Genomic DNA, 25,549 nt, shown 5'->3' with positions numbered 1-25,549 from the left:
CCTCACACCACGAGGCACCTTATGATCCGCGAAGAATTCCTGCGCTTGGCCGCTGACGGCTACAACCGCATTCCGTTGGCCTGCGAAACCCTGGCCGACTTCGACACGCCGCTGTCGATTTACCTGAAACTGGCCGACCAGCCCAACTCCTACCTGCTTGAATCGGTGCAGGGCGGCGAGAAGTGGGGCCGTTACTCGATCATCGGCCTGCCGTGCCGCACCGTGCTGCGGGTTCACGACCATCACGTCAGCATCACCGTTGATGGCGTTGAAACCGAAAGCCACGATGTTGAAGACCCGCTGGCCTTCGTTGAAACCTTCAAAGCGCGCTACAACGTGCCGACAATCGCCGGTCTGCCGCGTTTCAACGGTGGTCTGGTCGGTTACTTCGGTTATGACTGCGTACGTTATGTCGAGAAGCGCTTGGGCAAATGCCCGAACCCGGATCCGCTGGGTGTGCCGGACATTCTGCTGATGGTCTCCGACGCGGTCGTGGTGTTCGATAACCTCGCCGGCAAGATGCACGCGATCGTCCTGGCCGACCCTGCGCAGGCGGATGCCTTCGAACAAGGTCAGGCGCAATTGCAGGCATTGCTGGAAAAACTGCGTCAGCCGATCACCCCGCGCCGTGGCCTGGATTTCAGCAAGCAGCAGGCGGCTGATCCGGTATTCCGTTCCAGTTTCACTCAGGACGATTACGAAAAAGCCGTCGACACCATCAAGGAATACATCCTGGCCGGTGACTGCATGCAGGTCGTGCCGTCGCAACGCATGTCGATCGACTTCAAGGCTGCACCCATCGATCTGTACCGCGCCCTGCGTTGCTTCAACCCGACGCCTTACATGTACTTCTTCAACTTCGGCGACTTCCACGTCGTTGGCAGTTCGCCGGAAGTGCTGGTGCGGGTTGAAGACAATCTGATCACCGTGCGCCCGATTGCCGGTACTCGCCCACGTGGCGCCACCGAAGAAGCCGATGTGGCGCTGGAAGAAGATCTGCTGTCGGACGACAAAGAGATCGCCGAGCACTTGATGCTGATCGATCTGGGCCGTAACGATACCGGTCGTGTTTCGGAAATCGGCTCGGTGAAGCTCACCGAGAAAATGGTCATCGAACGTTATTCCAATGTGATGCACATCGTCTCCAACGTTACCGGCCAGTTGAAGGCCGGGTTGACGGCGATGGACGCACTGCGGGCGATTCTGCCGGCGGGCACCTTGTCGGGTGCGCCGAAGATTCGCGCGATGGAAATCATCGACGAACTGGAGCCGGTCAAGCGTGGTGTGTACGGTGGCGCGGTCGGTTATTTCGCCTGGAACGGCAACATGGACACTGCAATCGCGATTCGCACGGCGGTGATCAAGAACGGCGAGCTGCACGTGCAGGCCGGTGGCGGCATCGTTGCCGACTCGGTGCCGGCGCTGGAATGGGAAGAAACCCTGAACAAACGCCGTGCGATGTTCCGCGCCGTCGCCCTGGCCGAGCAAACCCCGGAAGCCTGAGTCCACACAAAACCCTTGTAGGAGTGAGCCTGCTCGCGATAGCGGATTAACATTCAACGGATTTGTTGAGTGAATCACCGCAATCGCGAGCAGGCTCACTCCTGCATTTTGATCTGTGTCCGGCAATAAAAAAGCGGCGCCCGCGAGGGCGCCGCTTTTTTTGTGCCAGGGGTTTAAAAGTCCAGCACCACCCCGACGTTAACGCCCTGCTGGGTAAAATCATCATCCTTGCGCAACGAATAACCGCCACGCAGCGCCAGATCCGCCGTGAGTTTGTGGCTCACACCCAGACTCAAGCGGTTCAAATGACTTTGCGGCGTATAGCCCTCAAGTGTGAAGTCGTTGGCCGGCAAGGTATTGAGCGCGATGTTGACCTTTTGTACGTCATCTTCGTACTCACGTTCGTGGGCGTATTCGCCGAACACTTGGGTTTGCGGGGTGATGTTGTACTTGCCCTGCAAGCCCAGCCCCAGGCGTTTCGAGTCGCGGGTCTGATCATCGAAGGTCAGCGCCGTGGCGCGATTGCTCTTCTCGGAGTAGCCATCGACATCAACGCTGGCGTAATCGGCGCTGACGAATGGCGACAGGTGCCACTCGCTGCCCGGCTGGGCAATGTCGTAACCGACACGCGCGCTGAAGGCCCAGAGGCTGCCGTCAGTGTCGCCTTTCTCCGCACCTTCGCTGGCGCCCAGATCAAACTTGCGCTTGAGGTTGTCGTAGTCGAGTTTGCCACCGGTCAACGCCGCGTCAGCCCACCAGCGGTTTTGCTGGTACTGGGCAAATGCCGTGGCCATGTAGCTGTTGAGTTTGTAGTCCGAATCGTTATGACCGGCCTCCAGATTCTGCCGGTAGAAACCGCCCGCCACACCGACGCGCCAGGCTTCATTCAAGCGATAGCTGCCACCGACGTTGAGGTTGTATCCGCTGCCATCAGCGCTGGCGCCGCTGCTTTGGCTGTCGACATCCAGATGCTGGCCGCCCGCCGAGACAATGGCGCGCCATTGACCGACCGCTTGCCAATTCTCCCAATCCGCCTGCCATTGGTTGCGCAGTTCATCCTGATGCGCGCGCACTGTGGCGTGGGCCATTTCTGGTAGCAGCGTCAGTTCCCACGGCGCGGCGAGCAGGGAGTAGGCGTAATCGGAGATCAGTTTTTGTCCGGCCTCGGTTGGATGCACTCCGTCGTTGTAGATCAGCTTGCTCGGATCGGGTGTCGCGCTGTTGATCCCGTAACGGGCGTTCTCGGTGCAGCTATTGCCGCTGAAGCAGGTCGCGGTCAGGTTCTGATCGGTCGCGAGGCCAAAGCGCCCAGGATCGGCGAACACTTCCGAGAGCAGTACCGGAATGTTCAGCGGAATGATTTCGGCGTTGATGCCTTGCAGGCGTGTGACCAACTGACTGTTGAACTGGGTGGCGAGTTGACTGCTGAAGGTTTGCAGTGGCGTACCGTTGATCGCTGGCGTCAGGCCAACATCAGGCAACAGCCAGACCATCACGTATTTGGCACCGGCGGTTTGCAGGGTTTGCACGCTGTCGGCCAGCCGATCGGCGGCGGCGTTGGCTTGCGGCAGGCTGAGAATTCGTCCTTGCAGGAAGTCGTTACCGCCGCCGGAAATGTAATACAGCGCATTCGGGTCGGCGCGGAAGCCGTTTGAGGGCAGGTAACCGGCACGGGTGCGTTCACCGGTGGCGGATTGCGTCGTGATCGAGTCGAGGATCTGGTCGGTGCGATAACCGCCAACCGCCCAGTTGTTGCCGTCCGGCTGGCCGTTTTCGGCGCGCACGGCGGAGCTGGAAGAGGCTGTCTGGTCTGGCGAAAAGCCAAGGCGTCTGCCGAGCAACTGCGTGGAGTTCAATGAATACAGTTCCCCGCTGCCATCCTGATAAACCGGCCCGGTCCGGTTGGTGTAACGCTCGGTGGAGCCGGCCGGTCCGCCAGTGTCGGTGAAGGTACCGGCATCATTGAGGCTGTCGCCAAACACAATGAAACTGGAATAAGGATTGGGCGCTGCGTTGGCCTGGGCGCAGGCCAGTGCGAGCAGGCAGCCGGCCAGCGGTACAAACAACGTCTGTTTGATCATGAGCAAGTCCGTTTATTTATTGTTGTAGGTGAACGAAACGACAGTACCAAAAACTCCCGGCGTTTTGCCATCGGTCGCGAATCCTCCCCTGGATTTATTCCCCAAAGCCCCGGCCATATTGCACGCCCCGCCCAGCTAAGTTACTGTGCTGGAACGTATGAACGAGACATTCCCCGTGTTGATCACCAGCAAACTTCTGGATCAAGTCATCAAGGCACACGCCCGCTGGCGTTGGCGCGCCTGAATCTTTTCTGCCGGCCCCGCCGGATCTGTATCGCTTTGCCTTCCTTGCCTGTTTGAAATGCCGCTGTGCCGACGCGTCTATCTGCGTCCGACATCGTGCAGCGCCCTGCGGGCAAGTGATCTGAAGGCTGTTTTCAAATCAGAATTCAAGAGGTTCGAAACGCCATGTTGCTGATGATCGACAACTACGACTCCTTTACTTACAACGTTGTGCAATACCTTGGCGAATTGGGTGCCGACGTCAAAGTCGTGCGCAACGACGAATTGACCGTCGCCGAAATCGAAGCACTCAAGCCTGAGCGCATCGTGGTGTCCCCAGGCCCGTGCACGCCGACCGAGGCCGGTATCTCCATCGAAGCCATCAAGCACTTTGCCGGCAAACTGCCAATCCTCGGCGTCTGCCTGGGTCACCAGTCCATCGGCCAGGCTTTTGGCGGCGATGTAGTGCGCGCGCGTCAGGTAATGCACGGTAAGACTAGTCCGGTATTCCACGAGGACAAGGGCGTTTTCGCTGGCCTGAACCATCCGCTGACGGTCACCCGTTACCACTCGCTGATCGTCAAGCACGACACGTTGCCCGATTGCCTGGAACTGACCGCATGGACCCAGCACGATGACGGTTCGGTCGAAGAAATCATGGGCCTGCGTCACAAGACCCTGAACATTGAGGGCGTACAGTTCCACCCCGAGTCGATCCTGACCGAGCAGGGTCATGAACTGTTTGCCAACTTCCTCAAACAAACCGGCGGCACGCGCTAAGGACTTCCCATGAATATCAAGACAGCCCTGAGCCGTATCGTCGATCACCTCGACCTCAGCACCGATGAGATGCGCGATGTGATGCGCGAAATCATGACCGGCCAATGCACTGACGCGCAGATCGGCGCGTTCATGATGGCCATGCGCATGAAGAGCGAGAGCATCGACGAGATCGTCGGCGCGGTGTCGGTGATGCGTGAGCTGGCCGATCAGGTTGAACTGAAGACCCTCGACGGCGTGGTCGATGTGGTCGGTACCGGCGGTGACGGTGCCAATATCTTCAACGTGTCGACGGCTTCTTCGTTTGTTGTTGCCGCTGCCGGTTGCACTGTCGCCAAGCACGGCAACCGCGCAGTCTCGGGCAAGAGCGGCAGCGCCGACTTGCTCGAAGCTGCCGGCATCTATCTGAACCTGACGCCGGTTCAGGTAGCGCGTTGCATCGACAACGTCGGTATCGGTTTCATGTTCGCCCAGACCCATCACAAAGCCATGAAGTACGCCGCCGGCCCGCGCCGCGATCTCGGCCTGCGTACGCTGTTCAACATGCTCGGCCCGCTTACGAATCCGGCCGGTGTGAAGCATCAGGTGGTGGGCGTGTTCACCCAGGCACTGTGCCGGCCATTGGCCGAAGTCTTGCAACGCTTGGGCAGCAAGCATGTGCTGGTGGTGCATTCGAAGGACGGCCTGGACGAGTTCAGTCTCGCCGCACCAACCTTTGTGGCGGAACTGAAGAACAACGAAATCACCGAGTATTGGGTCGAGCCAGAAGATCTCGGCATGAAGAGCCAGAGCCTGCACGGTCTGTCGGTCGAAGGCCCGGAGGCTTCGCTGGCACTGATCCGCGATGCTCTCGGCAAGCGCAAGACCGAAAACGGTCAGAAAGCCGCCGAAATGATTGTGCTCAACGCCGGTGCCGCGCTGTACGCCGCCGACGTGGCGAGTAGTTTGAAACAGGGCGTCGAGCTTGCGCACGACGCCTTGCACACCGGTCTCGCTCGGGAAAAACTTGAGGAGCTGGGTGCCTTTACCGCGGTATTCAGAGTGGAGAATGAGGGATGAGTGTACCGACGGTTCTGGAAAACATTCTGGCGCGTAAAGTCCAGGAAGTCGCCGAGCGTAGCGCTCGCGTCAGCCTGAGCGAGCTGGAAAGTCTGGCCAAGGCGGCCGATGCACCCCGTGGTTTCGCCCAGGCATTGCTGGCGCAGGCGAAGAAGAAGCAGCCTGCGGTGATTGCCGAAATCAAAAAGGCCTCGCCGAGCAAAGGCGTGATTCGCGAGAACTTCGTTCCGGCCGACATCGCCAAAAGCTACGAGAAGGGTGGGGCGACCTGTCTTTCCGTACTGACCGATATCGATTACTTCCAGGGCGCCGATGCGTACCTGCAACAGGCTCGTACCGCGTGCAGCCTGCCGGTGATCCGCAAGGACTTCATGATTGATCCTTACCAGATCGTTGAAGCCCGTGCGCTGGGCGCCGACTGTGTGCTGTTGATCGTCTCCGCACTGGATGACGTGAAAATGGCCGAGCTGGCCGCCGTCGCCAAAAGCGTCGGTCTCGATGTGCTGGTCGAAGTACACGATGGCGATGAGTTGGAGCGCGCGTTGAAAACCCTCGACACACCACTGGTCGGGGTCAACAACCGCAATCTGCACACCTTCGACGTCAGCCTGGAAACCACCCTCGACCTGCTGCCGCGCATTCCGCGCGATCGTCTGGTCATTACCGAGAGCGGTATTCTCAATCGCGCCGATGTCGAATTGATGGAAATCAGCGACGTCTATTCGTTCCTCGTCGGTGAAGCGTTCATGCGCGCGGAAAATCCGGGCACTGAACTGCAGCGACTGTTCTTCCCGGAGCGTGGCACTTCCATCAGCGGTTCGACCCTCGATTGATTCGCTCCAGACCGAGTCGACGCCATCGCGAGCAGGCTCACTCCTACAGGGGAACGCGTTCCAATTGTAGGAGTGAGCCTGCTCGCGATGAGGTACTAGAAATCCCCAAAGATTCCAGATCTGCCGGAGCCTTCCATGTCGCTGCCAACCCCCCTGACCATCGAAGCCGGCCTGCAAGCCGAACAGGATTTGCTGGCCTCGGTCTGCGCCGGCGACTCAGAGTTCGGCCTGCTTTTCTGGCAACCCAGCGATCGCGCCCTGGTCATGCCGCGCCGCCTCAATCGTCTTCCCGGTTTCGACCGTGCCTGCGAAGTCTCTGCCGCCGCTGGCTGGCCGGTGCTCTTGCGCGAAACTGGCGGCGAGCCCGTTCCGCAATCGGCCGCCACAATCAATATCGCACTCGTCTATGCGCCACCGCGCAGCGAAGGCGATCTGAACCGCATCGAAACCGGCTACCACCGTCTCTGCGATCCGATCTGCCAGTTGCTCGACGAGTTGGGTGGCGCATCATCATTGGGCGAAATCGATGGCGCATTCTGCGACGGTCGCTTCAACGTCAACCTCGATGGCCGCAAAATGGTCGGCACGGCCCAGCGCTGGCGCCAAAGCCAGGGCGGACAGCGTCCGGTCGGTCTGGTACACGGTGCGATGCTGATGGATAACGAGCGCGAGTCGATGGTTGCGGCGGTCAATCGCTTCAACGAAGCATGCGGCCTGGAGCAACGGGTGCGGGCTGAAAGCCACATTGCCCTGCATGAGAAATTCAACGCGCCACAGGCCTTGGCGCGTCTCGATGAGTTGTTTCGTCTGATGCTGGCGCAGATCTACAGCGCCTGATATTCGGGCTTACCGCGTACCGTAGACCACCATGGTCTTGCCTTTCACATCGACCAGGTTGCGTTCCTCAAGATCCTTGAGCACGCGACCGACCATCTCCCGCGAACAACCGACAATCCGGCCGATTTCCTGACGGGTCACCTTGATCTGCATGCCGTCCGGGTGCGTCATCGCGTCCGGCTGCTTGCACAACTCCAATAGGCAGCGGGCTACACGACCGGTCACGTCGAAGAACGCCAAGTCGCCAACCTTGCGCGTGGTGTTGCGCAGGCGTTGTGCGATTTGTCCGCTAAGCACGTAAAGAATGTCCGGGTCTTGCTGCGACAATTCGCGGAACTTGGCGTAGCTGATTTCTGCAGTTTCGCATTCAACCTTGGCCCGCACCCAGGCGCTGCGTTCCTGTTCCTGTCCCGCCTGCTCGAACAGGCCCAATTCGCCAAAGAAATCCCCGGCATTAAGGTAAGCGATGATCATCTCGCGGCCGTCGTCATCCTCGATCAGGATTGTCACCGAGCCCTTGATGATGAAGTACAGCGTGTCCGAGCGATCGCCCGCACAGATGATATTGCTTTTGGCCGCATGGCGACGGCGCTGACAATGCATCAACAGCTTGTCGAGGTTCTTGATTTTGGGTGTGGGGGTAATAGCAACCATGGTTGTATCCCGAAAAGACTGCACGGTGATGTTTGATTTTTTTATGAGGCGCTGAAGGCGGTCGCTACACAGCCGGCATGGGCGCCAGCGAATTGGCGCCAGCTTAACAGACACTTCGTCGCAAATTCGAGAAATTACCTACAGGGCAGAAGCATCTGTCCTAGGAACGTGGCTCGCTGTCCGGGCAAAGCCCTGTGCTAAGCTGGCGACCCTTTTTTTACAGTGGAGTCTGGGCGATGAAGGCACGCATCCAATGGGCTGGCGAAGCCATGTTCCTCGGCGAATCCGGTAGCGGTCATGTCGTGGTGATGGACGGTCCGCCGGACGCCGGTGGTCGTAATCTGGGTGTTCGCCCGATGGAAATGCTCCTGCTGGGCGTGGGCGGTTGCAGTAACTTCGACGTGGTCAGCATTCTGAAGAAGTCCCGCCAGGCTGTTGAAAGCTGCGAAGCCTTTCTCGAAGCAGAGCGCGCGACCGAAGATCCGAAGGTGTTCACCAAGATCCACATGCATTTCGTGGTCAAGGGTCGTGGTCTGAAAGAAGCCCAGGTCAAACGCGCGATCGAACTGTCCGCCGAGAAGTATTGCTCGGCCTCGATCATGCTCGGCGCCGCTGGCGTGGCAATCACTCACGATTACGAAATCGTCGAACTCGGTTGAACCGACATTCAACTATCATAAAAGCAGTGCAGACTCTGGCGATCCCTCGCTGACGTCTGCATAATGCGCCACTTTTTTCAGGGCAGTGATCGGTCAGCCGACGGATCAGCCGCCTGAACAGATAACCAAAATCGCCATCGCGAAGAGGTGTTAACCGTCCTACGCAGGTGCGTTGTTCGCACTTGACGGGCATGCTTGATCACGCGGCCGGGCCGCATACATAGAGAGTTTTTAACGGTGAAAAGCAAACTCAAGCTCCACGGGTTCAATAACCTGACAAAGACCTTGAGCTTCAACATCTATGACATCTGCTACGCGGAAACCCCGCAAGACCAGCAGGCTTACGTTGAGTACATCAATCAAGAGTACAACGCGAAACGCCTGACGCAGATTCTCACAGAAGTTGTCGAGATCATTGGTGCCAACATCCTGAATATTGCCAGTCAGGACTATGAACCTCAGGGCGCCAGCGTCACGATTCTGATTTCTGAAGAGCCGGTAACCCCGACTGAAAGCCAGATCGAAGAATCGCCGGGCCCGTTGCCCGAAATTATCCTGGCCCACCTCGACAAGAGTCATATCACGGTGCACACCTACCCGGAAATCCATCCGGACGACGGTATTGCAACTTTCCGTGTGGACATCGATGTGTCGACTTGTGGTGTCATTTCACCGCTGAAAGCGCTCAATTTCCTCATTCACCAGTTCGATTCGGACATCGTGACTGTGGATTACCGTGTGCGCGGCTTCACCCGTGACGTTGAAGGCAACAAGCACTTCATCGACCACGAGATCAATTCGATCCAGAACTACTTGTCCGAAGACACTCGCGACGCGTACCAGATGACCGACGTGAACGTGTACCAGGAAAACCTGTTCCACACCAAAATGCTGCTGAAGAACTTCGAACTGGATAACTACCTGTTTGGCGACGCCACCAGCAACCTGTCTGCGGAGCAACGCGCTCAGGTGACCGACCGGGTGAAACACGAAATGCTCGAAATCTTCTACGCGCGCAACATGCCGACCTAAGATTCCCGGGCACAAAAAAGGCGACCTTTCGGTCGCCTTTTTCATTCCTGGCACGAACCCCTGTGGGAGCGAGCCTGCTCGCGAAGTTGCCCTCTGCAGCAATACCGTTCTCAGATCCGATAAGTACTCTTGGTCATCACCTTGGCCAGAATACTCATCCCGAATTTCACCGGTGCCGGAAAACGGAACCCACCAGCCTCCAAAGCACTTTCGGCATGATGTTCTTCATCAATGCGCATCTGCTCGAGAATCGCCCGGGATTTCTCGTCCTCGGCCGGCAGTTGTTCCAGATGTTCATTCAGATGTTTGCACACCTGATGCTCGGTCGCCGCGACAAACCCGAGGCTGACCTTGTCGCTGATCAACCCGGCTACCGCGCCAATACCGAACGACATACCGTAAAACAGTGGATTCAAAACGCTGGTATGGCTGCCCAACTGATGAATGCGCTGTTCGCACCACACCAGGTGATCAATCTCTTCTTCGGCCGCGTGCTCCATGGCTGCGCGCACCTGCGGTAGCTTGGCGGTCAGCGCCTGCCCCTGATACAGCGCCTGGGCGCAGACTTCACCGGTATGGTTGATGCGCATCAGACCGGCGACGTGGCGGGTGTCTTCGTCGCTCATTTGCGTATCCGGCTGCAGAATGGCTGGCGACGGACGGTACGGCTGGCCGCTGAAGGGCAGCAGGGTACGCATCGCGGCATCGGCTTGCAGCAGAAGACGGTCAATCGGCGAGTAGTGACGTTGGGTAGTCATGCTGACCTCCGGGAAGAATCTCGGCGACCAGTTTAACCGAATCAGCCGGGGAAGGTTTGCGCTGGGTCATCAGTCACACTGGATGTGCTTTTTGCTTTATGTAGGAGCCGCCGAAGGCTGCGATCTTTTGATCTTGTTTTTGATACTCGAAGATCAAAAGATCGCAGCCTTCGGCAGCTCCTACACAGGTTTGCTGGATATTAGCCCGGTGGCCAGTTCATCTGACGCTGACCGAGGACGTGCATATGAATGTGGTAGACCGTCTGGCCACCCTTCTCGTTGCAGTTCATCACCACGCGGAAACCTTCTTCGCAACCCAGCTCCAGCGCCAGACGCTGTGCAGTGAACAGAATATGCCCGGCCAGTGCCTTGTCGTCTTCGGTCAGGTCATTGAGGGTGCGCACCGGTTTCTTCGGGATCACCAGGAAATGCACCGGTGCCTGAGGGGCGATGTCGTGAAACGCCAGAACCTGGTCGTCTTCGTAAATGATCTTGGCCGGGATCTCCCGGTTGATGATCTTGGTGAACAGAGTATCCACTGCTGTTTTCTCCGTTGTTTGGGCTGGTCTGAGTGTACGCAGGGTGGCTTATCCCGCCCAGTGTTTTACCTGTAGGGCAATTCAGCGCGGGCAGTAAGCCTTGTTGACCATGCCGACAATGGTGCGATTGAGCCAGCGCGAACCGAGTCGCGGCAAAAAGGCGAACCAGCGGTTGCGGCGCCCCGGGATGATGATCGCCCGGTTCTTGTCGAGGGCGCGCACGGTGTACAGCGCAACTTCCTCCGGGCTCATCAGCAATTTGCTGTCTTTGATTTTGTCGCTGTTGAGTTGTGCCGTGCGGAAAAATGCCGTGCGCGTCGGGCCGGGGCAAAGCACCGAAACCTTCACAGCACTTTGCTTGAGTTCTACTCGCAAGGCTTCGGAGAAGTGCAGAACATAGGCTTTGCTGGCGTAATAAGTGCTCATCCACGGGCCGGGATTGAACGCGGCCACCGAAGCAACGTTGAGAATCTGCCCGCCACCCTGCAGCGCCATGCTGTTGCCGATCGCGTGGCACAGGCGGGTGAGGGCGAGGATGTTCACTTCGATCAGGTCCTGCTCGGTCATCCAGTCCTGCGCGAGAAACGGGCCGCAGGTGCCAATGCCTGCACAGTTCACCAGCAAGTCGATCTGCCGGTCGCCTTCTTCCAGCTCCAGCAAGAAACCGGACAAGCGCAGCGGCTCGCCCAGATCGCAGGCGCGGAACAGCACCTCGACGCCAAAACGCTGGGTCAATTCGAACGCAATGCTTTCCAGCTGATCACGCTGTCGGGCCACCAGAATCAGGCTGCGGCCGCGCCGGGCCAGCGCTTCGGCCATGGCCAAGCCAATGCCGCTGGAAGCGCCGGTGATCAGTGCGTAACGGGTCATGCAATTCTCCATCGCAACAGCTCCGCGCCAGCGACGCGGGTGTCACGGCGGGGAGCGCTGTTCATTCTTTCGCAGAGTCTACAGGGGCCTGCGCCGCTTCGGCTGCTTCGTCGGCGGAATCCACGGGTGATTCGACTTCTACTTCGACTTCATCGGTGGTCACCGAGCCACTTTCGTAGCTGCTTTCCAGATTGCTTTCGTATTCCTGCTGGATCGCCGAGATCCCGCCCAGCATTCCACCTGCAAAAATCAGCGCGAAGAACACAATCCACAGGGAGCACAGCACTTTTACTGCGGTACTGTTTGCCGGAGGGGGAGGGCCATAGCGATTGGCGCCGGTGTTGCCCGGTACGACCATGATCACCAGCGGGAAGAAGCTGCCCACAAAGGGTACAAGGTTCAATAGCCAGAGCCAGCCCGACCAGCCGATATCGTGCAGACGCTGAACGCTGAACAGAATGCTGACAATCAGGAAAGCGATAAACAGGAAAAACGCGAAGATCCCGCCGATGATCAGGCCGGTAGTGGAATCACCGCTGACCAGCCCCAGAGCCAACAGGGCGAACACGCCGACAATGGGCAATGTCACCAGACTCAGCACCATTGTCCAGGCCAGAAAACGCAGGCGTCCGATCCGCCCTTCGACGCTGAACGGCTTGAGCGTGGCGAACTCCGGCAGATTTTCACCGACGTTGGCGCGAGGTGCCGCGTAAGGCGAGTCAGGTTCGGCAACAACCTGAGCCTGCTCATGGACATCGGCCAGATTCAGCTCAATGGCTGTTTCCGTTTCGATTCGCGCAGCAATCCCGGTTTTGTTCAGTGCCTGCAGGTACGTTTGAGCATCACTGTGGGAGAGTTCGCGCTTGAGTGCGACGACGCTGCCGTTAAAAAGGCGCTCAATCGCGGTCACATCGCTTTTGAACAGATCCGCCAGATTGAGTTTGGCAGTGGTGATATCGACACCGGGCTGTAGAGCACCGTCGAACACGATCTTGTAACGGGGTTCGCTCATGGCCGAGGCATCCTTGTCGCGAATGAATTGAAAGGTCAGCAGTGTAAGGCCAGTCCATTGGGGCCGGCCTGGTTTTTCTTAGCGTGGCCAGCGTTTCGGCAATTGTGCCGCGCGTTCCTGTGCCTGGCGATACTCGGCATCCAGTCGTGCGATCAAATCATCCACGCTCGGCAGATCATCGATCTGCCCTACGCCTTGACCGGCAGACCACACGGTTTTCCAGGCTTTGGCTTCATCACTGATCGGCTTGAGCTTGTCACCAAAATTCACTTCGCCTTTACCTTGCAGAGCCGCCATATCGAAGCCGGCCGCCTCCAGACTCTGGCGCATAAAACTCGCCGGTACCCCCGACACCGCTGGAGTATGGATGATGTCTGCAGCCTTGGCTGTCAGCAGCATCTCCTTGTAGGCGTCAGGCGCATGACTTTCGGTGGTGCCGATAAATCGCGTACCGAAGTAGGCCAAATCCGCGCCGAGCAGTTGCGCGGCGAGAATCTCATGACCGTGGTTAAGACATCCTGCAAGCAACAGGGTTTTATCGAAGAACTGGCGGATCTCCGCGATCAGCGCGAATGGGCTCCAGGTCCCGGCATGGCCCCCGGCGCCCGCAGCAACGGCGATCAAGCCGTCGACACCGGCCTCGGCCGCTTTCTCTGCATGCCGGCGAGTGGTGACGTCATGGAAGACCAGACCGCCGTAGCTGTGTACCGCATCGACCAATTCCTTTACCGCGCCGAGGCTGGTGATGACGATCGGCACTTTATGTTCGACGCAGATATTCAGGTCCGCCTGCAAGCGCGGGTTGCTGTTGTGCACGATAAGGTTCACTGCATAGGGGGCCGGATTCTCCAGTGTCGCCAGTCCCGCTTCGATCTGTTCCAGCCAGGCCTTGAACCCGCTACTTTCACGCTGGTTCAGCGCCGGGAAGCTGCCAACGACGCCATTACGGCAGCAGGCGAGTACCAGTTCCGGGTTGGAAATCAGAAACATCGGCGCGGCCACCACGGGCAGACGCAGACGTTGTTCGAGCAAAGCGGGCAGCGACATTATGGATACCCCAAAGATCTGTAGTTGTTGAAGTTAGAACGGCTTGACCACGACCAGAATTACGATAGCCAGCAATATCAGAACCGGTACTTCATTGAACCAGCGATAAAAGACATGGCTGCGGGTGTTCTCGCCACGGGCAAAACGTTTTACCTGCGCGCCGCACATGTGGTGGTAGCCGATCAGCAAGACGACAAGGGTCAGCTTGGCGTGAATCCAGCCGCCCATGCTGAAGAGGCTCGGGTTCAGATAGATCAGCCAGCCGCCGAAGATCAGCGTGGCGATCATCGCCGGGCCCATGATGCCGCGATACAGCTTGCGCTCCATGACACTGAAGCGCTCTTTGCTGATCGTGTCTTCGCTTTGCGCGTGATACACGAACAGACGCGGCAAGTAGAACAGCCCGGCAAACCAGCAAACGACGCTGACAATGTGAAACGCTTTTACCCACAGATAGAGCATTTTTAGTTATTCCTAATTCACGGTAAGCCGGATAGTAGAGGCTTGAGCGTCCGCACGTCACCTTGACGGTTGTCGCAGGCGTGCGCGGCCCCTATTATCGACGGCTTTCCAGTGGGTTCTTTGAGGGCAGGTTATGGTCAAGGTCGGTATTGTCGGCGGCACGGGGTACACCGGTGTCGAACTGCTGCGTCTGTTGGCGCAGCATCCGCAAGCAGAAGTGGTTGTGATCACTTCCCGATCCGAGGCCGGGCTGGCCGTGGCTGACATGTACCCGAACCTGCGCGGTCACTACGACGGCCTGGCCTTCAGCGTGCCGGACATCAAGACCCTCGGCGCTTGCGACGTGGTGTTCTTCGCCACGCCGCACGGTGTGGCTCACGCATTGGCCGGTGAATTGCTGGCGGCGGGCACCAAGGTCATCGACCTGTCGGCAGACTTCCGTCTGCAAGACGCTGAAGAGTGGGCCAAATGGTACGGCCAGCCGCACGGCGCGCCTGAATTGCTGGACGAGGCGGTTTATGGCCTGCCGGAAGTCAATCGCGAGCAGATCAAGAAAGCTCGCCTGATCGCTGTGCCAGGTTGCTATCCAACCGCGACGCAGCTGGGTTTCCTGCCGCTGCTTGAAGCTGGACTGGCCGATACTTCGCGTCTGATCGCCGACTGCAAATCCGGTGTCAGTGGTGCCGGTCGTGGTGCGGCTGTAGGCTCGTTGTACTCCGAGACGTCGGAAAGCATGAAGGCCTATGCGGTAAAGGGTCACCGTCACTTGCCGGAAATTCGCCAAGGTCTGCGTCGCGCAGCGAGTAAGGACGTTGGTCTGACCTTCGTTCCGCACCTGACCCCGATGATCCGTGGCATTCACTCGACGCTCTACGCGACCGTGGTTGATCGCTCGGTGGATCTGCAGGCGCTGTTCGAAAAGCGTTATGCCAACGAACCGTTCGTCGATGTAATGCCTGCCGGCAGCCATCCGGAAACCCGTAGCGTGCGTGGTGCCAACGTTTGCCGTATCGCCGTTCACCGTCCGCAGGATGGCGATCTTGTGGTCGTACTGTCGGTGATCGACAACCTGGTCAAAGGCGCGTCGGGTCAGGCGGTGCAGAACATGAACATTCTGTTCGGGCTGGACGAGCGTTTCGGCCTGTCCCACGCCGGTATGCTGCCGTAACACTTTAAGCCGCACAGCGAAAAGGCCCGTCAAGCGGGCCTTTTTGCATTGTGAACAGCTCGTCGGCTTTATTGATATACCGTAACAATAGTTGACCGATTTTCTAGGACAAGCGGATAATGCGCGTCATCACGCATTATGGCGGCGTAACGCCGGGAGATAGTCAGCATGAGCGTCGAATCCTTCACCCCCACGGCTTTGCAATTCACTCAAGGTGCTGCGCACAAGGTGAAGAGCCTGGTCGATGAAGAGGGGAATGATCGCTTGAAGCTGCGCGTATTCGTTACGGGCGGCGGTTGTTCAGGGTTTCAATATGGTTTCACCTTCGATGAAGACGTGGCCGATGACGACACGATCGTTGAGCGCGAAGGCGTGAGTCTGGTGGTTGATCCGATGAGCTTCCAGTACCTGGCCGGTGCTGAAGTGGATTACCAGGAAGGTCTGGAAGGTTCGCGCTTCGTGATCAAGAACCCGAATGCCACCACAACCTGTGGTTGCGGGTCTTCGTTCTCGATCTGATCGCTCTTCGTTACAGACAACAAAACGCCGCAGAGCCTTACGGTTCTGCGGCGTTTTGCTGTGTGCGAGTTGATCAGGCTGGATAGATGGCGCCGAGTATCCGCAGACCGCGTGCGCCGGTGACGCTTGGGCGGTTGGCGGCGATCCCTTCGAGGCAGCAATGGGCCAGCCATGCGAAAGCCATCGCTTCTACCCAGTCCGGATCAACGCCGTGGGTCTGGGTGCTGGCTACCGTCGTGTTCGGTAGCAGGTCGGCCAAGCGTTTCATCAGTGTGCTGTTGTGTGCGCCGCCGCCGCAGACCAACAACTCTTGGGTGTCGGATTGAGCGCTGTGCAGCGACTCGACGATGGTCAGCGCAGTCAGCTCAAGCAACGTGGCCTGCACGTTTTCCGCAGCGAAGGCTGGGAGCCGTGACAGATGTTGCTCCAGCCATGGCAGGTTGAATACTTCGCGGCCGGTACTTTTTGGGCCCTTGGTAATAAAGAACGGATCGCTGAGCAGTGCTTCCAGCAACATCGGTTCTACCGTACCGGTTTTTGCCCATTCGCCATTACGATCATAGTTTTCACCACGCTGCTGCTGAATCCAGGCGTCCATCAGCACATTCCCAGGGCCGCAGTCGAAACCGGCTACAGGCTTGGTCGGCTCTATCAGACTCAAATTGCTGAAACCGCCGACATTCAAGACGGCCTGATTGCCGGTACGCTCTTCGAACAAAGCTTCATGGAATGCAGGAACCAACGGAGCACCTTGGCCGCCAGCTGCGACATCGCGGCTGCGGAAGTCGCTGACGACAGTGATATCGGTCAGTTCGGTCAGCAGGGCCGGGTTGCCGATCTGCACGGTGAAGCCGCGCGCCGGTTCGTGGCGAATGGTCTGGCCGTGGCTGCCAATCGCTCGAATGTCTTGGGGTTTGAGTTGTTGCTGAGCGAGGAGGGTGTGAATGCCCTGCGCAGCGAGCGTCACCCAGTTCTGTTGGGCAATCGCCGAGCGGGCGATTTCGTCAGGGCCGCTGGCGCACAAGCCGAGCAGCTCGGCGCGCAGGGATTCAGGCATGGGAACGTAGTGCGTGGCGATCAAGTTGATCGCCGAGGACTGTTCGATCAGGGCAATGTCCAGACCGTCGAGGCTGGTTCCGGACATTACGCCGATATACAGGGCCATGACTTAACGCTTGCTCGAAGCCAGCATGGTGGCCTTCTCTTGATCCATGCGTGCCATGAGCGGTTGGCTCTGTGCGAGGAAGCGAGCGCGTTCGGCTTTGGCGATCGGATCGGCCATTGGCAGTTTCTGGCCCAGTGGATCGACGTGAACGCCATTGACCTGGAATTCGTAATGCAAGTGCGGGCCGGTGGACAGGCCGGTAGTGCCGATGTAACCGATCACTTGGCCCTGCTTGACGGTACCGCCGGTTTTCACGCCTTTGGCGAAGCCTTGCATGTGGCCGTAGAGGGTACGGTAAGTGTTGCCGTGCTGAATGATCACGGTGTTGCCGTAACCGCCACGGCGGCCGGCCAGCAGTACTTTACCGTCGCCGGCAGCCTTGATCGGCGTGCCGCGTGGCGCTGCGTAGTCGACACCTTTGTGGGCGCGGATCTTGTTGAGGATCGGGTGCTTGCGGCCCATGGAGAACTTCGAGCTGATGCGGGCGAAGTCCACCGGCGTACGGATGAACGCCTTGCGCATGCTGTTGCCATCAGCGGTGTAGTAGCTGCTGTTGCCTTGCTTGTTGGTGTAACGCACGGCGGTGTAAGTCTTGCCGCGGTTGGTGAAGCGTGCGGACAGGATGGGGCCAGTGCCGACGGCTTTGCCGTTGACCACTTTCTGCTCGTAGATCACGTCGAATTCGTCACCCTGACGGATGTCCTGAGCGAAGTCGACGTCGTAGCCGAAGACACTGGCCATATCCATGGTCAGGCTGTGCGAGAGGCCGGCACGGGCCGCGGATTGCGAGAGTGAGCTATTGATGACGCCGTGCACGTAAGCGGTACGAACGGTTGGCTTTGCGGTAACCCGGTTGAAGGCATAACCCTTGTCATTCTTGGTCAGGGTAATGGTTTCGACGTCGCTGACCTTGCTGTGCAAGCTGGTCAGCTGGCCTTCAGGGTTCAATTCGAATTCGAGTTTTTGGCCGTGTTTAAGCTGGCTGAATTGTTTGGCTTGCTTGTCGCTGGCCAGGACTTCGTGAACGGAGGCGGCAGGCAGGCCGACCTTTTCGAACAGGGTCGACAGCGTATCGCCCTTGGCAACGATGACTTCACGGTGGCCAAGTGACTTTGGCTTTTCGGCGGCTGGCGCAGGTGCTGCTTCGGCGGTTTGCGGGGTGTTTTCGTTACTGTTTTCGATTTGAGCAAACGGCGAAGTTACTGGCTCATTTGTGGCTTGAGTCGCATCAGCTGCGTCTTGATCTTGTGTCAGCTGTTCAGCAGGACTTTCCAGTTCAAGGCTCAGGGTCGTCTTTTTGGCTTCTACATCACTGGAAGGAAATACCAGGAGAGCCAGGCTGAGAAGGGCGGCGATTCCACTTGCGGCGAGCAGGTGGGTCTTCGGGTAAAGCGGAGGCGCTTTAGACGGTTCTGTGGTCATAGGTAATTTTGACTTTGAAAAATGATGAATTGGAAAAGATGAATGACATGATGAAGATGAAATAACTGTATAAAATATAACCAAATCATCTCTGAAGCAAGTCTACAGACAGCACGTCTGTGGATTGGTGTCCGTGCGCCGGGCAAAACTTGTAATTGGTGCGCGATCTTGTATGGTTGGTTCCCTTTGAATCTGAGCCTTGCGGGTCTGTTATGAAGTCGGTTGAAGAGCAGCTAGCGCTGATTAAACGTGGTGCGGAAGAACTGTTGGTCGAGTCCGAGCTGATCGAGAAGCTCAAGCGCGGCCAGCCGCTGCGGATCAAGGCTGGTTTTGACCCGACCGCTCCGGATCTGCACCTGGGTCATACCGTGCTTATTAATAAGCTGCGCCAGTTCCAGGAGCTGGGGCATCAGGTAATCTTCCTTATAGGTGACTTCACCGGGATGATCGGTGATCCGAGCGGCAAGAGCGCCACTCGTCCTCCGCTGACTCGTGAGCAGGTTCTGGAAAACGCCGAGACCTACAAGACTCAGGTGTTCAAGATTCTTGATCCGGCGAAAACTGAAGTTGCATTCAACTCCACCTGGATGGATCAGATGGGGCCGGCGGACTTCATTCGTCTGACTTCACAGTACACCGTCGCGCGCATGCTTGAGCGTGATGACTTCGACAAGCGCTACACGACTAACCAGCCAATCGCGATTCACGAGTTTCTCTATCCGCTGGTTCAGGGTTACGACTCGGTGGCCCTGCGCGCGGATGTGGAGTTGGGTGGCACTGATCAGAAGTTCAACTTGCTGATGGGGCGTGAGCTGCAGCGCGGTTATGGTCAAGAGGCTCAATGCATTCTGACCATGCCGCTGCTTGAGGGGCTGGATGGCGTGAAGAAGATGTCCAAGTCATTGGGCAACTACGTCGGCATTCAGGAAGCGCCGGGCGTCATGTACAGCAAGCTGGTTTCGATTCCGGATGCGTTGATGTGGCGTTACTTCGAGCTGCTCAGCTTCCGCTCGATGGATGAGATCAATGCGTTACGTGCCGATGTAGAAGCGGGCGCCAATCCGCGCGACGTCAAAATCAAGCTGGCTGAAGAGATCGTTGCGCGCTTCCATGGTGAAGAGGCAGCGGCCAACGCTCATCGTGCGGCGGGTAACCGTATGAAGGATGGTGAGTTGCCGGATGATCTGCCGGAGGTCGAACTGGCTTCTACTGAAGATATGCCGATCGCGGCTGTCCTTAATAAGGCAGGCCTGGTGAAGAACTCGGCGGCGGCGCGCGATCTGCTGGCGTCTGGTGGGGTGCGCATTGATGGTGAAGTGGTTGATCGCTCCTTTATATATGTACTGGGTGCGACCCACGTTTGCCAGGCAGGCAAGAAGGCATTTGCACGCATCACTCTGAAATCTGAGTGATTCTGAAAATAAGTGTTGACGGCGAATTTTAGATGTCTATAATTCGCCCCACTTCCGGCGCAGTCGAAACGGAAAACTCCTTGAGATTCAATGAGTTATGTAGGTTTCGGCAGTGAGTTGCTTCAGTTCATCGAAGCCGAAAGGAAGTTGAAAAAGAGGTGTTGACAGCAGCGTGTAACGCTGTAGAATTCGCCTCCCGCTGACGAGAGATCGGAGGCGCAAGTGGTTGAAGTTGTTGAAGAATTCTTCGAAAACTTCTGAAAATAATCACTTGACAGCAAATGAGGCTGCTGTAGAATGCGCGCCTCGGTTGAGACGAAAGATCTTAACCAACCGCTCTTTAACAACTGAATCAAGCAATTCGTGTGGGTGCTTGTGGAGTCAGACTGATAGTCAACAAGATTATCAGCATCACAAGTTACTCCGCGAGAAATCAAAGATGTAACCAACGATTGCTGAGCCAAGTTTAGGGTTTCTTAAAAACCCAAAGATGTTTGAACTGAAGAGTTTGATCATGGCTCAGATTGAACGCTGGCGGCAGGCCTAACACATGCAAGTCGAGCGGATGAGAGGAGCTTGCTCCTGGATTCAGCGGCGGACGGGTGAGTAATGCCTAGGAATCTGCCTGGTAGTGGGGGACAACGTTTCGAAAGGAACGCTAATACCGCATACGTCCTACGGGAGAAAGCAGGGGACCTTCGGGCCTTGCGCTATCAGATGAGCCTAGGTCGGATTAGCTAGTTGGTGAGGTAATGGCTCACCAAGGCGACGATCCGTAACTGGTCTGAGAGGATGATCAGTCACACTGGAACTGAGACACGGTCCAGACTCCTACGGGAGGCAGCAGTGGGGAATATTGGACAATGGGCGAAAGCCTGATCCAGCCATGCCGCGTGTGTGAAGAAGGTCTTCGGATTGTAAAGCACTTTAAGTTGGGAGGAAGGGTTGTAGATTAATACTCTGCAATTTTGACGTTACCGACAGAATAAGCACCGGCTAACTCTGTGCCAGCAGCCGCGGTAATACAGAGGGTGCAAGCGTTAATCGGAATTACTGGGCGTAAAGCGCGCGTAGGTGGTTCGTTAAGTTGGATGTGAAATCCCCGGGCTCAACCTGGGAACTGCATTCAAAACTGTCGAGCTAGAGTATGGTAGAGGGTGGTGGAATTTCCTGTGTAGCGGTGAAATGCGTAGATATAGGAAGGAACACCAGTGGCGAAGGCGACCACCTGGACTGATACTGACACTGAGGTGCGAAAGCGTGGGGAGCAAACAGGATTAGATACCCTGGTAGTCCACGCCGTAAACGATGTCAACTAGCCGTTGGGAGCCTTGAGCTCTTAGTGGCGCAGCTAACGCATTAAGTTGACCGCCTGGGGAGTACGGCCGCAAGGTTAAAACTCAAATGAATTGACGGGGGCCCGCACAAGCGGTGGAGCATGTGGTTTAATTCGAAGCAACGCGAAGAACCTTACCAGGCCTTGACATCCAATGAACTTTCCAGAGATGGATTGGTGCCTTCGGGAACATTGAGACAGGTGCTGCATGGCTGTCGTCAGCTCGTGTCGTGAGATGTTGGGTTAAGTCCCGTAACGAGCGCAACCCTTGTCCTTAGTTACCAGCACGTAATGGTGGGCACTCTAAGGAGACTGCCGGTGACAAACCGGAGGAAGGTGGGGATGACGTCAAGTCATCATGGCCCTTACGGCCTGGGCTACACACGTGCTACAATGGTCGGTACAAAGGGTTGCCAAGCCGCGAGGTGGAGCTAATCCCATAAAACCGATCGTAGTCCGGATCGCAGTCTGCAACTCGACTGCGTGAAGTCGGAATCGCTAGTAATCGTGAATCAGAATGTCACGGTGAATACGTTCCCGGGCCTTGTACACACCGCCCGTCACACCATGGGAGTGGGTTGCACCAGAAGTAGCTAGTCTAACCTTCGGGAGGACGGTTACCACGGTGTGATTCATGACTGGGGTGAAGTCGTAACAAGGTAGCCGTAGGGGAACCTGCGGCTGGATCACCTCCTTAATCGACGACATCAGCTGCTTCATAAGTTCCCACACGAATTGCTTGATTCATTGAAGAAGACGAAAGAAGCAGCCCGAAATTGGGTCTGTAGCTCAGTTGGTTAGAGCGCACCCCTGATAAGGGTGAGGTCGGCAGTTCGAATCTGCCCAGACCCACCAATTTTGTGTGGGAAACGCCTGTAGAAATACGGGGCCATAGCTCAGCTGGGAGAGCGCCTGCCTTGCACGCAGGAGGTCAACGGTTCGATCCCGTTTGGCTCCACCACTACTGCTTCTGAAGTTTGAAAGCTTAGAAATGAGCATTCCATCGCTGTGATGATGAATGTTGATTTCTAGTCTTTGACTAGTTCGTTCTTTAAAAATTTGGGTATGTGATAGAAAGATAGACTGAACGTTACTTTCACTGGTAACGGATCAGGCTAAGGTAAAATTTGTGAGTTCTCTTAATTGAGAAATTCGAATTTTCGGCGAATGTCGTCTTCACAGTATAACCAGATTGCTTGGGGTTATATGGTCAAGTGAAGAAGCGCATACGGTGGATGCCTTGGCAGTCAGAGGCGATGAAAGACGTGGTAGCCTGCGAAAAGCTTCGGGGAGTCGGCAAACAGACTTTGATCCGGAGATGTCTGAATGGGGGAACCCAGCCATCATAAGATGGTTATCTTGTACTGAATACATAGGTGCAAGAGGCGAACCAGGGGAACTGAAACATCTAAGTACCCTGAGGAAAAGAAATCAACCGAGATTCCCTTAGTAGTGGCGAGCGAACGGGGACTAGCCCTTAAGTGGCTTTGAGATTAGCGGAACGCTCTGGAAAGTGCGGCCATAGTGGGTGATAGCCCTGTACGCGAAAATCTCTTAGTCATGAAATCGAGTAGGACGGAGCACGAGAAACTTTGTCTGAATATGGGGGGACCATCCTCCAAGGCTAAATACTACTGACTGACCGATAGTGAACTAGTACCGTGAGGGAAAGGCGAAAAGAACCCCGGAGAGGGGAGTGAAATAGATCCTGAAACCGTATGCGTACAAGCAGTGGGAGCCCACTTTGTTGGGTGACTGCGTACCTTTTGTATAATGGGTCAGCGACTTATTTTCAGTGGCGAGCTTAACCGAATAGGGGAGGCGTAGCGAAAGCGAGTCTTAATAGGGCGTCTAGTCGCTGGGAATAGACCCGAAACCGGGCGATCTATCCATGGGCAGGTTGAAGGTTGGGTAACACTAACTGGAGGACCGAACCGACTACCGTTGAAAAGTTAGCGGATGACCTGTGGATCGGAGTGAAAGGCTAATCAAGCTCGGAGATAGCTGGTTCTCCTCGAAAGCTATTTAGGTAGCGCCTCATGTATCACTGTAGGGGGTAGAGCACTGTTTCGGCTAGGGGGTCATCCCGACTTACCAAACCGATGCAAACTCCGAATACCTACAAGTGCCGAGCATGGGAGACACACGGCGGGTGCTAACGTCCGTCGTGAAAAGGGAAACAACCCAGACCGTCAGCTAAGGTCCCAAAGTTATGGTTAAGTGGGAAACGATGTGGGAAGGCTTAGACAGCTAGGAGGTTGGCTTAGAAGCAGCCACCCTTTAAAGAAAGCGTAATAGCTCACTAGTCGAGTCGGCCTGCGCGGAAGATGTAACGGGGCTCAAACCATACACCGAAGCTACGGGTATCATCTTCGGATGATGCGGTAGAGGAGCGTTCTGTAAGCCTGTGAAGGTGAGTTGAGAAGCTTGCTGGAGGTATCAGAAGTGCGAATGCTGACATGAGTAACGACAATGGGTGTGAAAAACACCCACGCCGAAAGACCAAGGTTTCCTGCGCAACGTTAATCGACGCAGGGTTAGTCGGTCCCTAAGGCGAGGCTGAAAAGCGTAGTCGATGGAAAACAGGTTAATATTCCTGTACTTCTGGTTATTGCGATGGAGGGACGGAGAAGGCTAGGCCAGCTTGGCGTTGGTTGTCCAAGTTTAAGGTGGTAGGCTGAGATCTTAGGTAAATCCGGGATCTTAAGGCCGAGAGCTGATGACGAGTGTTCTTTTAGAACACGAAGTGGTTGATGCCATGCTTCCAAGAAAAGCTTCTAAGCTTCAGGTAACCAGGAACCGTACCCCAAACCGACACAGGTGGTTGGGTAGAGAATACCAAGGCGCTTGAGAGAACTCGGGTGAAGGAACTAGGCAAAATGGCACCGTAACTTCGGGAGAAGGTGCGCCGGTGAGGGTGAAGGACTTGCTCCGTAAGCTCATGCCGGTCGAAGATACCAGGCCGCTGCGACTGTTTATTAAAAACACAGCACTCTGCAAACACGAAAGTGGACGTATAGGGTGTGACGCCTGCCCGGTGCCGGAAGGTTAATTGATGGGGTTAGCTAACGCGAAGCTCTTGATCGAAGCCCCGGTAAACGGCGGCCGTAACTATAACGGTCCTAAGGTAGCGAAATTCCTTGTCGGGTAAGTTCCGACCTGCACGAATGGCGTAACGATGGCGGCGCTGTCTCCACCCGAGACTCAGTGAAATTGAAATCGCTGTGAAGATGCAGTGTATCCGCGGCTAGACGGAAAGACCCCGTGAACCTTTACTATAGCTTTGCACTGGACTTTGAATTTGCTTGTGTAGGATAGGTGGGAGGCTTTGAAGCGTGGACGCCAGTTCGCGTGGAGCCATCCTTGAAATACCACCCTGGCAACTTTGAGGTTCTAACTCAGGTCCGTTATCCGGATCGAGGACAGTGTATGGTGGGTAGTTTGACTGGGGCGGTCTCCTCCTAAAGAGTAACGGAGGAGTACGAAGGTGCGCTCAGACCGGTCGGAAATCGGTCGTAGAGTATAAAGGCAAAAGCGCGCTTGACTGCGAGACAGACACGTCGAGCAGGTACGAAAGTAGGTCTTAGTGATCCGGTGGTTCTGTATGGAAGGGCCATCGCTCAACGGATAAAAGGTACTCCGGGGATAACAGGCTGATACCGCCCAAGAGTTCATATCGACGGCGGTGTTTGGCACCTCGATGTCGGCTCATCACATCCTGGGGCTGAAGCCGGTCCCAAGGGTATGGCTGTTCGCCATTTAAAGTGGTACGCGAGCTGGGTTTAGAACGTCGTGAGACAGTTCGGTCCCTATCTGCCGTGGACGTTTGAGATTTGAGAGGGGCTGCTCCTAGTACGAGAGGACCGGAGTGGACGAACCTCTGGTGTTCCGGTTGTCACGCCAGTGGCATTGCCGGGTAGCTATGTTCGGGAAAGATAACCGCTGAAAGCATCTAAGCGGGAAACTTGCCTCAAGATGAGATCTCACTGGAACCTTGAGTTCCCTGAAGGGCCGTCGAAGACTACGACGTTGATAGGTTGGGTGTGTAAGCGCTGTGAGGCGTTGAGCTAACCAATACTAATTGCCCGTGAGGCTTGACCATATAACACCCAAGCAATTTGCGTCGAAGAGACCAGATTGCGGTGTGTGAAGACGAAACGAACCGAAAGTTCGAAAGAC

Annotated in this window: 20 protein-coding genes, 2 tRNA genes and 2 rRNA genes; 14 read left to right on the top strand and 10 right to left on the bottom strand. The window is 56.5% G+C overall.

The window, feature by feature from the left end:
- Positions 1 to 21: 21 nt before the first annotated feature.
- Entirely contained in the window at positions 22 to 1,503 is a 1,482-nt protein-coding gene (gene trpE, locus AC3IUF_RS26990; RefSeq protein ID WP_095112702.1) for an anthranilate synthase component I, read from the top strand.
- Positions 1,504 to 1,676: 173 nt separating this feature from the next.
- Here trpE and estP read toward each other — a convergent pair whose 3' ends face one another.
- Entirely contained in the window at positions 1,677 to 3,584 is a 1,908-nt protein-coding gene (gene estP, locus AC3IUF_RS26985) for an esterase EstP (RefSeq protein ID WP_489279754.1), read from the bottom strand.
- Between the two features lie 408 nt (positions 3,585 to 3,992).
- Between estP and AC3IUF_RS26980 the strand changes: the two genes are divergently transcribed.
- From AC3IUF_RS26980 to AC3IUF_RS26965, 4 genes are all read left to right on the top strand, one after another.
- A complete protein-coding gene (locus AC3IUF_RS26980) occupies positions 3,993 to 4,586 on the top strand; it encodes an aminodeoxychorismate/anthranilate synthase component II (protein ID WP_489279753.1) in 594 nt (197 codons plus the stop codon).
- A 9-nt stretch (positions 4,587 to 4,595) separates the two neighbouring features.
- Complete coding sequence (trpD, locus tag AC3IUF_RS26975) at positions 4,596 to 5,645, top strand: anthranilate phosphoribosyltransferase (protein WP_007918805.1); 1,050 nt, start codon at positions 4,596 to 4,598, stop codon at positions 5,643 to 5,645.
- Positions 5,642 to 6,478 carry an indole-3-glycerol phosphate synthase TrpC gene (gene trpC, locus AC3IUF_RS26970; RefSeq protein WP_489279751.1) on the top strand — a complete coding sequence of 279 codons (837 nt, stop codon included), beginning with the start codon at positions 5,642 to 5,644 and terminating at the stop codon, positions 6,476 to 6,478. Before trpD ends, trpC begins: the two co-directional genes overlap by 4 nt.
- A 135-nt stretch (positions 6,479 to 6,613) precedes the next feature.
- Positions 6,614 to 7,315 (top strand): lipoate--protein ligase family protein, encoded by a 702-nt coding sequence (locus tag AC3IUF_RS26965; RefSeq protein ID WP_007918880.1) that lies wholly within the window; start codon positions 6,614 to 6,616, stop codon positions 7,313 to 7,315.
- Between the two features lie 9 nt (positions 7,316 to 7,324).
- Here AC3IUF_RS26965 and crp read toward each other — a convergent pair whose 3' ends face one another.
- Complete coding sequence (gene crp / locus AC3IUF_RS26960) at positions 7,325 to 7,969, bottom strand: cAMP-activated global transcriptional regulator CRP (RefSeq protein WP_007918881.1); 645 nt, start codon at positions 7,967 to 7,969, stop codon at positions 7,325 to 7,327.
- Between the two features lie 236 nt (positions 7,970 to 8,205).
- Between crp and AC3IUF_RS26955 the strand changes: the two genes are divergently transcribed.
- The gene (locus AC3IUF_RS26955; protein WP_003228794.1) at positions 8,206 to 8,628 is read left to right on the top strand and encodes an OsmC family protein; all 423 of its coding nucleotides are present in this window, start codon (positions 8,206 to 8,208) and stop codon (positions 8,626 to 8,628) included.
- A 237-nt stretch (positions 8,629 to 8,865) separates the two neighbouring features.
- On the top strand, positions 8,866 to 9,660 hold the full coding sequence (speD, locus tag AC3IUF_RS26950; protein ID WP_007918883.1) for an adenosylmethionine decarboxylase: 795 nt from the start codon (positions 8,866 to 8,868) through the stop codon (positions 9,658 to 9,660).
- Between the two features lie 110 nt (positions 9,661 to 9,770).
- Here the strand turns inward: speD and coq7 are convergent, their stop codons facing one another.
- The 6 genes from coq7 to hemJ form a co-directional block, all read right to left on the bottom strand.
- Positions 9,771 to 10,418 carry a 2-polyprenyl-3-methyl-6-methoxy-1,4-benzoquinone monooxygenase gene (coq7, locus tag AC3IUF_RS26945; protein ID WP_007918889.1) on the bottom strand — a complete coding sequence of 216 codons (648 nt, stop codon included), beginning with the start codon at positions 10,416 to 10,418 and terminating at the stop codon, positions 9,771 to 9,773.
- Positions 10,419 to 10,618: 200 nt separating this feature from the next.
- Entirely contained in the window at positions 10,619 to 10,957 is a 339-nt protein-coding gene (locus AC3IUF_RS26940) for a histidine triad nucleotide-binding protein (RefSeq protein WP_003228789.1), read from the bottom strand.
- Between the two features lie 81 nt (positions 10,958 to 11,038).
- On the bottom strand, positions 11,039 to 11,827 hold the full coding sequence (locus AC3IUF_RS26935) for an SDR family NAD(P)-dependent oxidoreductase (RefSeq protein ID WP_095112697.1): 789 nt from the start codon (positions 11,825 to 11,827) through the stop codon (positions 11,039 to 11,041).
- Between the two features lie 61 nt (positions 11,828 to 11,888).
- The gene (locus AC3IUF_RS26930) at positions 11,889 to 12,839 is read right to left on the bottom strand and encodes a DUF805 domain-containing protein (protein ID WP_007918894.1); all 951 of its coding nucleotides are present in this window, start codon (positions 12,837 to 12,839) and stop codon (positions 11,889 to 11,891) included.
- Positions 12,840 to 12,917: 78 nt separating this feature from the next.
- On the bottom strand, positions 12,918 to 13,886 hold the full coding sequence (locus AC3IUF_RS26925) for an NAD(P)H-dependent flavin oxidoreductase (RefSeq protein WP_414915547.1): 969 nt from the start codon (positions 13,884 to 13,886) through the stop codon (positions 12,918 to 12,920).
- A gap of 33 nt (positions 13,887 to 13,919) precedes the next feature.
- The gene (gene hemJ, locus AC3IUF_RS26920) at positions 13,920 to 14,348 is read right to left on the bottom strand and encodes a protoporphyrinogen oxidase HemJ (protein WP_007918898.1); all 429 of its coding nucleotides are present in this window, start codon (positions 14,346 to 14,348) and stop codon (positions 13,920 to 13,922) included.
- Positions 14,349 to 14,481: 133 nt separating this feature from the next.
- On the opposite strand from hemJ, the gene argC reads away from it, so the two are divergent.
- Positions 14,482 to 15,516 (top strand): N-acetyl-gamma-glutamyl-phosphate reductase, encoded by a 1,035-nt coding sequence (gene argC, locus AC3IUF_RS26915; protein ID WP_007918900.1) that lies wholly within the window; start codon positions 14,482 to 14,484, stop codon positions 15,514 to 15,516.
- Positions 15,517 to 15,684: 168 nt separating this feature from the next.
- Positions 15,685 to 16,035 carry an iron-sulfur cluster insertion protein ErpA gene (erpA, locus tag AC3IUF_RS26910; RefSeq protein ID WP_007918905.1) on the top strand — a complete coding sequence of 117 codons (351 nt, stop codon included), beginning with the start codon at positions 15,685 to 15,687 and terminating at the stop codon, positions 16,033 to 16,035.
- A gap of 73 nt (positions 16,036 to 16,108) precedes the next feature.
- Here the strand turns inward: erpA and AC3IUF_RS26905 are convergent, their stop codons facing one another.
- A complete protein-coding gene (locus AC3IUF_RS26905; RefSeq protein ID WP_489279747.1) occupies positions 16,109 to 17,200 on the bottom strand; it encodes an anhydro-N-acetylmuramic acid kinase in 1,092 nt (363 codons plus the stop codon).
- A gap of 3 nt (positions 17,201 to 17,203) precedes the next feature.
- A complete protein-coding gene (locus AC3IUF_RS26900) occupies positions 17,204 to 18,622 on the bottom strand; it encodes a peptidoglycan DD-metalloendopeptidase family protein (protein ID WP_489279746.1) in 1,419 nt (472 codons plus the stop codon).
- Between the two features lie 212 nt (positions 18,623 to 18,834).
- Here AC3IUF_RS26900 and tyrS point away from each other — a divergent pair, with 212 nt between their 5' ends.
- The 5 genes from tyrS (at position 18,835) to AC3IUF_RS26875 (ending at position 25,472) form a co-directional block, all read left to right on the top strand.
- A complete protein-coding gene (gene tyrS, locus AC3IUF_RS26895; RefSeq protein WP_007918909.1) occupies positions 18,835 to 20,034 on the top strand; it encodes a tyrosine--tRNA ligase in 1,200 nt (399 codons plus the stop codon).
- 496 nt (positions 20,035 to 20,530) lie between these two features.
- Positions 20,531 to 22,067, top strand: a 16S ribosomal RNA gene (locus AC3IUF_RS26890).
- Between the two features lie 81 nt (positions 22,068 to 22,148).
- Positions 22,149 to 22,225 (top strand) — tRNA-Ile (locus AC3IUF_RS26885).
- 30 nt (positions 22,226 to 22,255) lie between these two features.
- Positions 22,256 to 22,331, top strand: a tRNA-Ala gene (locus tag AC3IUF_RS26880).
- 247 nt (positions 22,332 to 22,578) lie between these two features.
- A 23S ribosomal RNA gene (locus tag AC3IUF_RS26875) occupies positions 22,579 to 25,472 on the top strand.
- The 16S and 23S rRNA genes sit together here with 2 tRNA genes alongside, the layout of an rRNA operon.
- Positions 25,473 to 25,549 lie beyond the last annotated feature (77 nt).

The sequence above is a fragment of the Pseudomonas sp. KH_040 genome, assembly GCF_057839305.1.
Note: the sequence above shows the minus strand (reverse complement) of the source record. Positions and strands in the feature narration are given on the sequence as shown.

Bases quoted from the DNA above. Each gene is read 5' to 3' on its own strand.
- AC3IUF_RS26980 (WP_489279753.1), top strand. From the start codon at position 3,993: ATGTTGCTGATGATCGACAACTACGACTCCTTTACTTACAACGTTGTG.
- AC3IUF_RS26935 (WP_095112697.1), bottom strand. From the start codon at position 11,827: ATGACCCGTTACGCACTGATCACCGGCGCTTCCAGCGGCATTGGCTTG.
- AC3IUF_RS26905 (WP_489279747.1), bottom strand. From the start codon at position 17,200: ATGGCCCTGTATATCGGCGTAATGTCCGGAACCAGCCTCGACGGTCTG.
- argC (WP_007918900.1), top strand. From the start codon at position 14,482: ATGGTCAAGGTCGGTATTGTCGGCGGCACGGGGTACACCGGTGTCGAA.
- hemJ (WP_007918898.1), bottom strand. From the start codon at position 14,348: ATGCTCTATCTGTGGGTAAAAGCGTTTCACATTGTCAGCGTCGTTTGC.
- crp (WP_007918881.1), bottom strand. From the start codon at position 7,969: ATGGTTGCTATTACCCCCACACCCAAAATCAAGAACCTCGACAAGCTG.
- AC3IUF_RS26965 (WP_007918880.1), top strand. From the start codon at position 6,614: ATGTCGCTGCCAACCCCCCTGACCATCGAAGCCGGCCTGCAAGCCGAA.
- erpA (WP_007918905.1), top strand. From the start codon at position 15,685: ATGAGCGTCGAATCCTTCACCCCCACGGCTTTGCAATTCACTCAAGGT.
- coq7 (WP_007918889.1), bottom strand. From the start codon at position 10,418: ATGACTACCCAACGTCACTACTCGCCGATTGACCGTCTTCTGCTGCAA.
- tyrS (WP_007918909.1), top strand. From the start codon at position 18,835: ATGAAGTCGGTTGAAGAGCAGCTAGCGCTGATTAAACGTGGTGCGGAA.
- estP (WP_489279754.1), bottom strand. From the start codon at position 3,584: ATGATCAAACAGACGTTGTTTGTACCGCTGGCCGGCTGCCTGCTCGCA.
- trpC (WP_489279751.1), top strand. From the start codon at position 5,642: ATGAGTGTACCGACGGTTCTGGAAAACATTCTGGCGCGTAAAGTCCAG.
- AC3IUF_RS26925 (WP_414915547.1), bottom strand. From the start codon at position 13,886: ATGTCGCTGCCCGCTTTGCTCGAACAACGTCTGCGTCTGCCCGTGGTG.
- AC3IUF_RS26900 (WP_489279746.1), bottom strand. From the start codon at position 18,622: ATGACCACAGAACCGTCTAAAGCGCCTCCGCTTTACCCGAAGACCCAC.
- trpD (WP_007918805.1), top strand. From the start codon at position 4,596: ATGAATATCAAGACAGCCCTGAGCCGTATCGTCGATCACCTCGACCTC.
- AC3IUF_RS26955 (WP_003228794.1), top strand. From the start codon at position 8,206: ATGAAGGCACGCATCCAATGGGCTGGCGAAGCCATGTTCCTCGGCGAA.
- AC3IUF_RS26930 (WP_007918894.1), bottom strand. From the start codon at position 12,839: ATGAGCGAACCCCGTTACAAGATCGTGTTCGACGGTGCTCTACAGCCC.
- trpE (WP_095112702.1), top strand. From the start codon at position 22: ATGATCCGCGAAGAATTCCTGCGCTTGGCCGCTGACGGCTACAACCGC.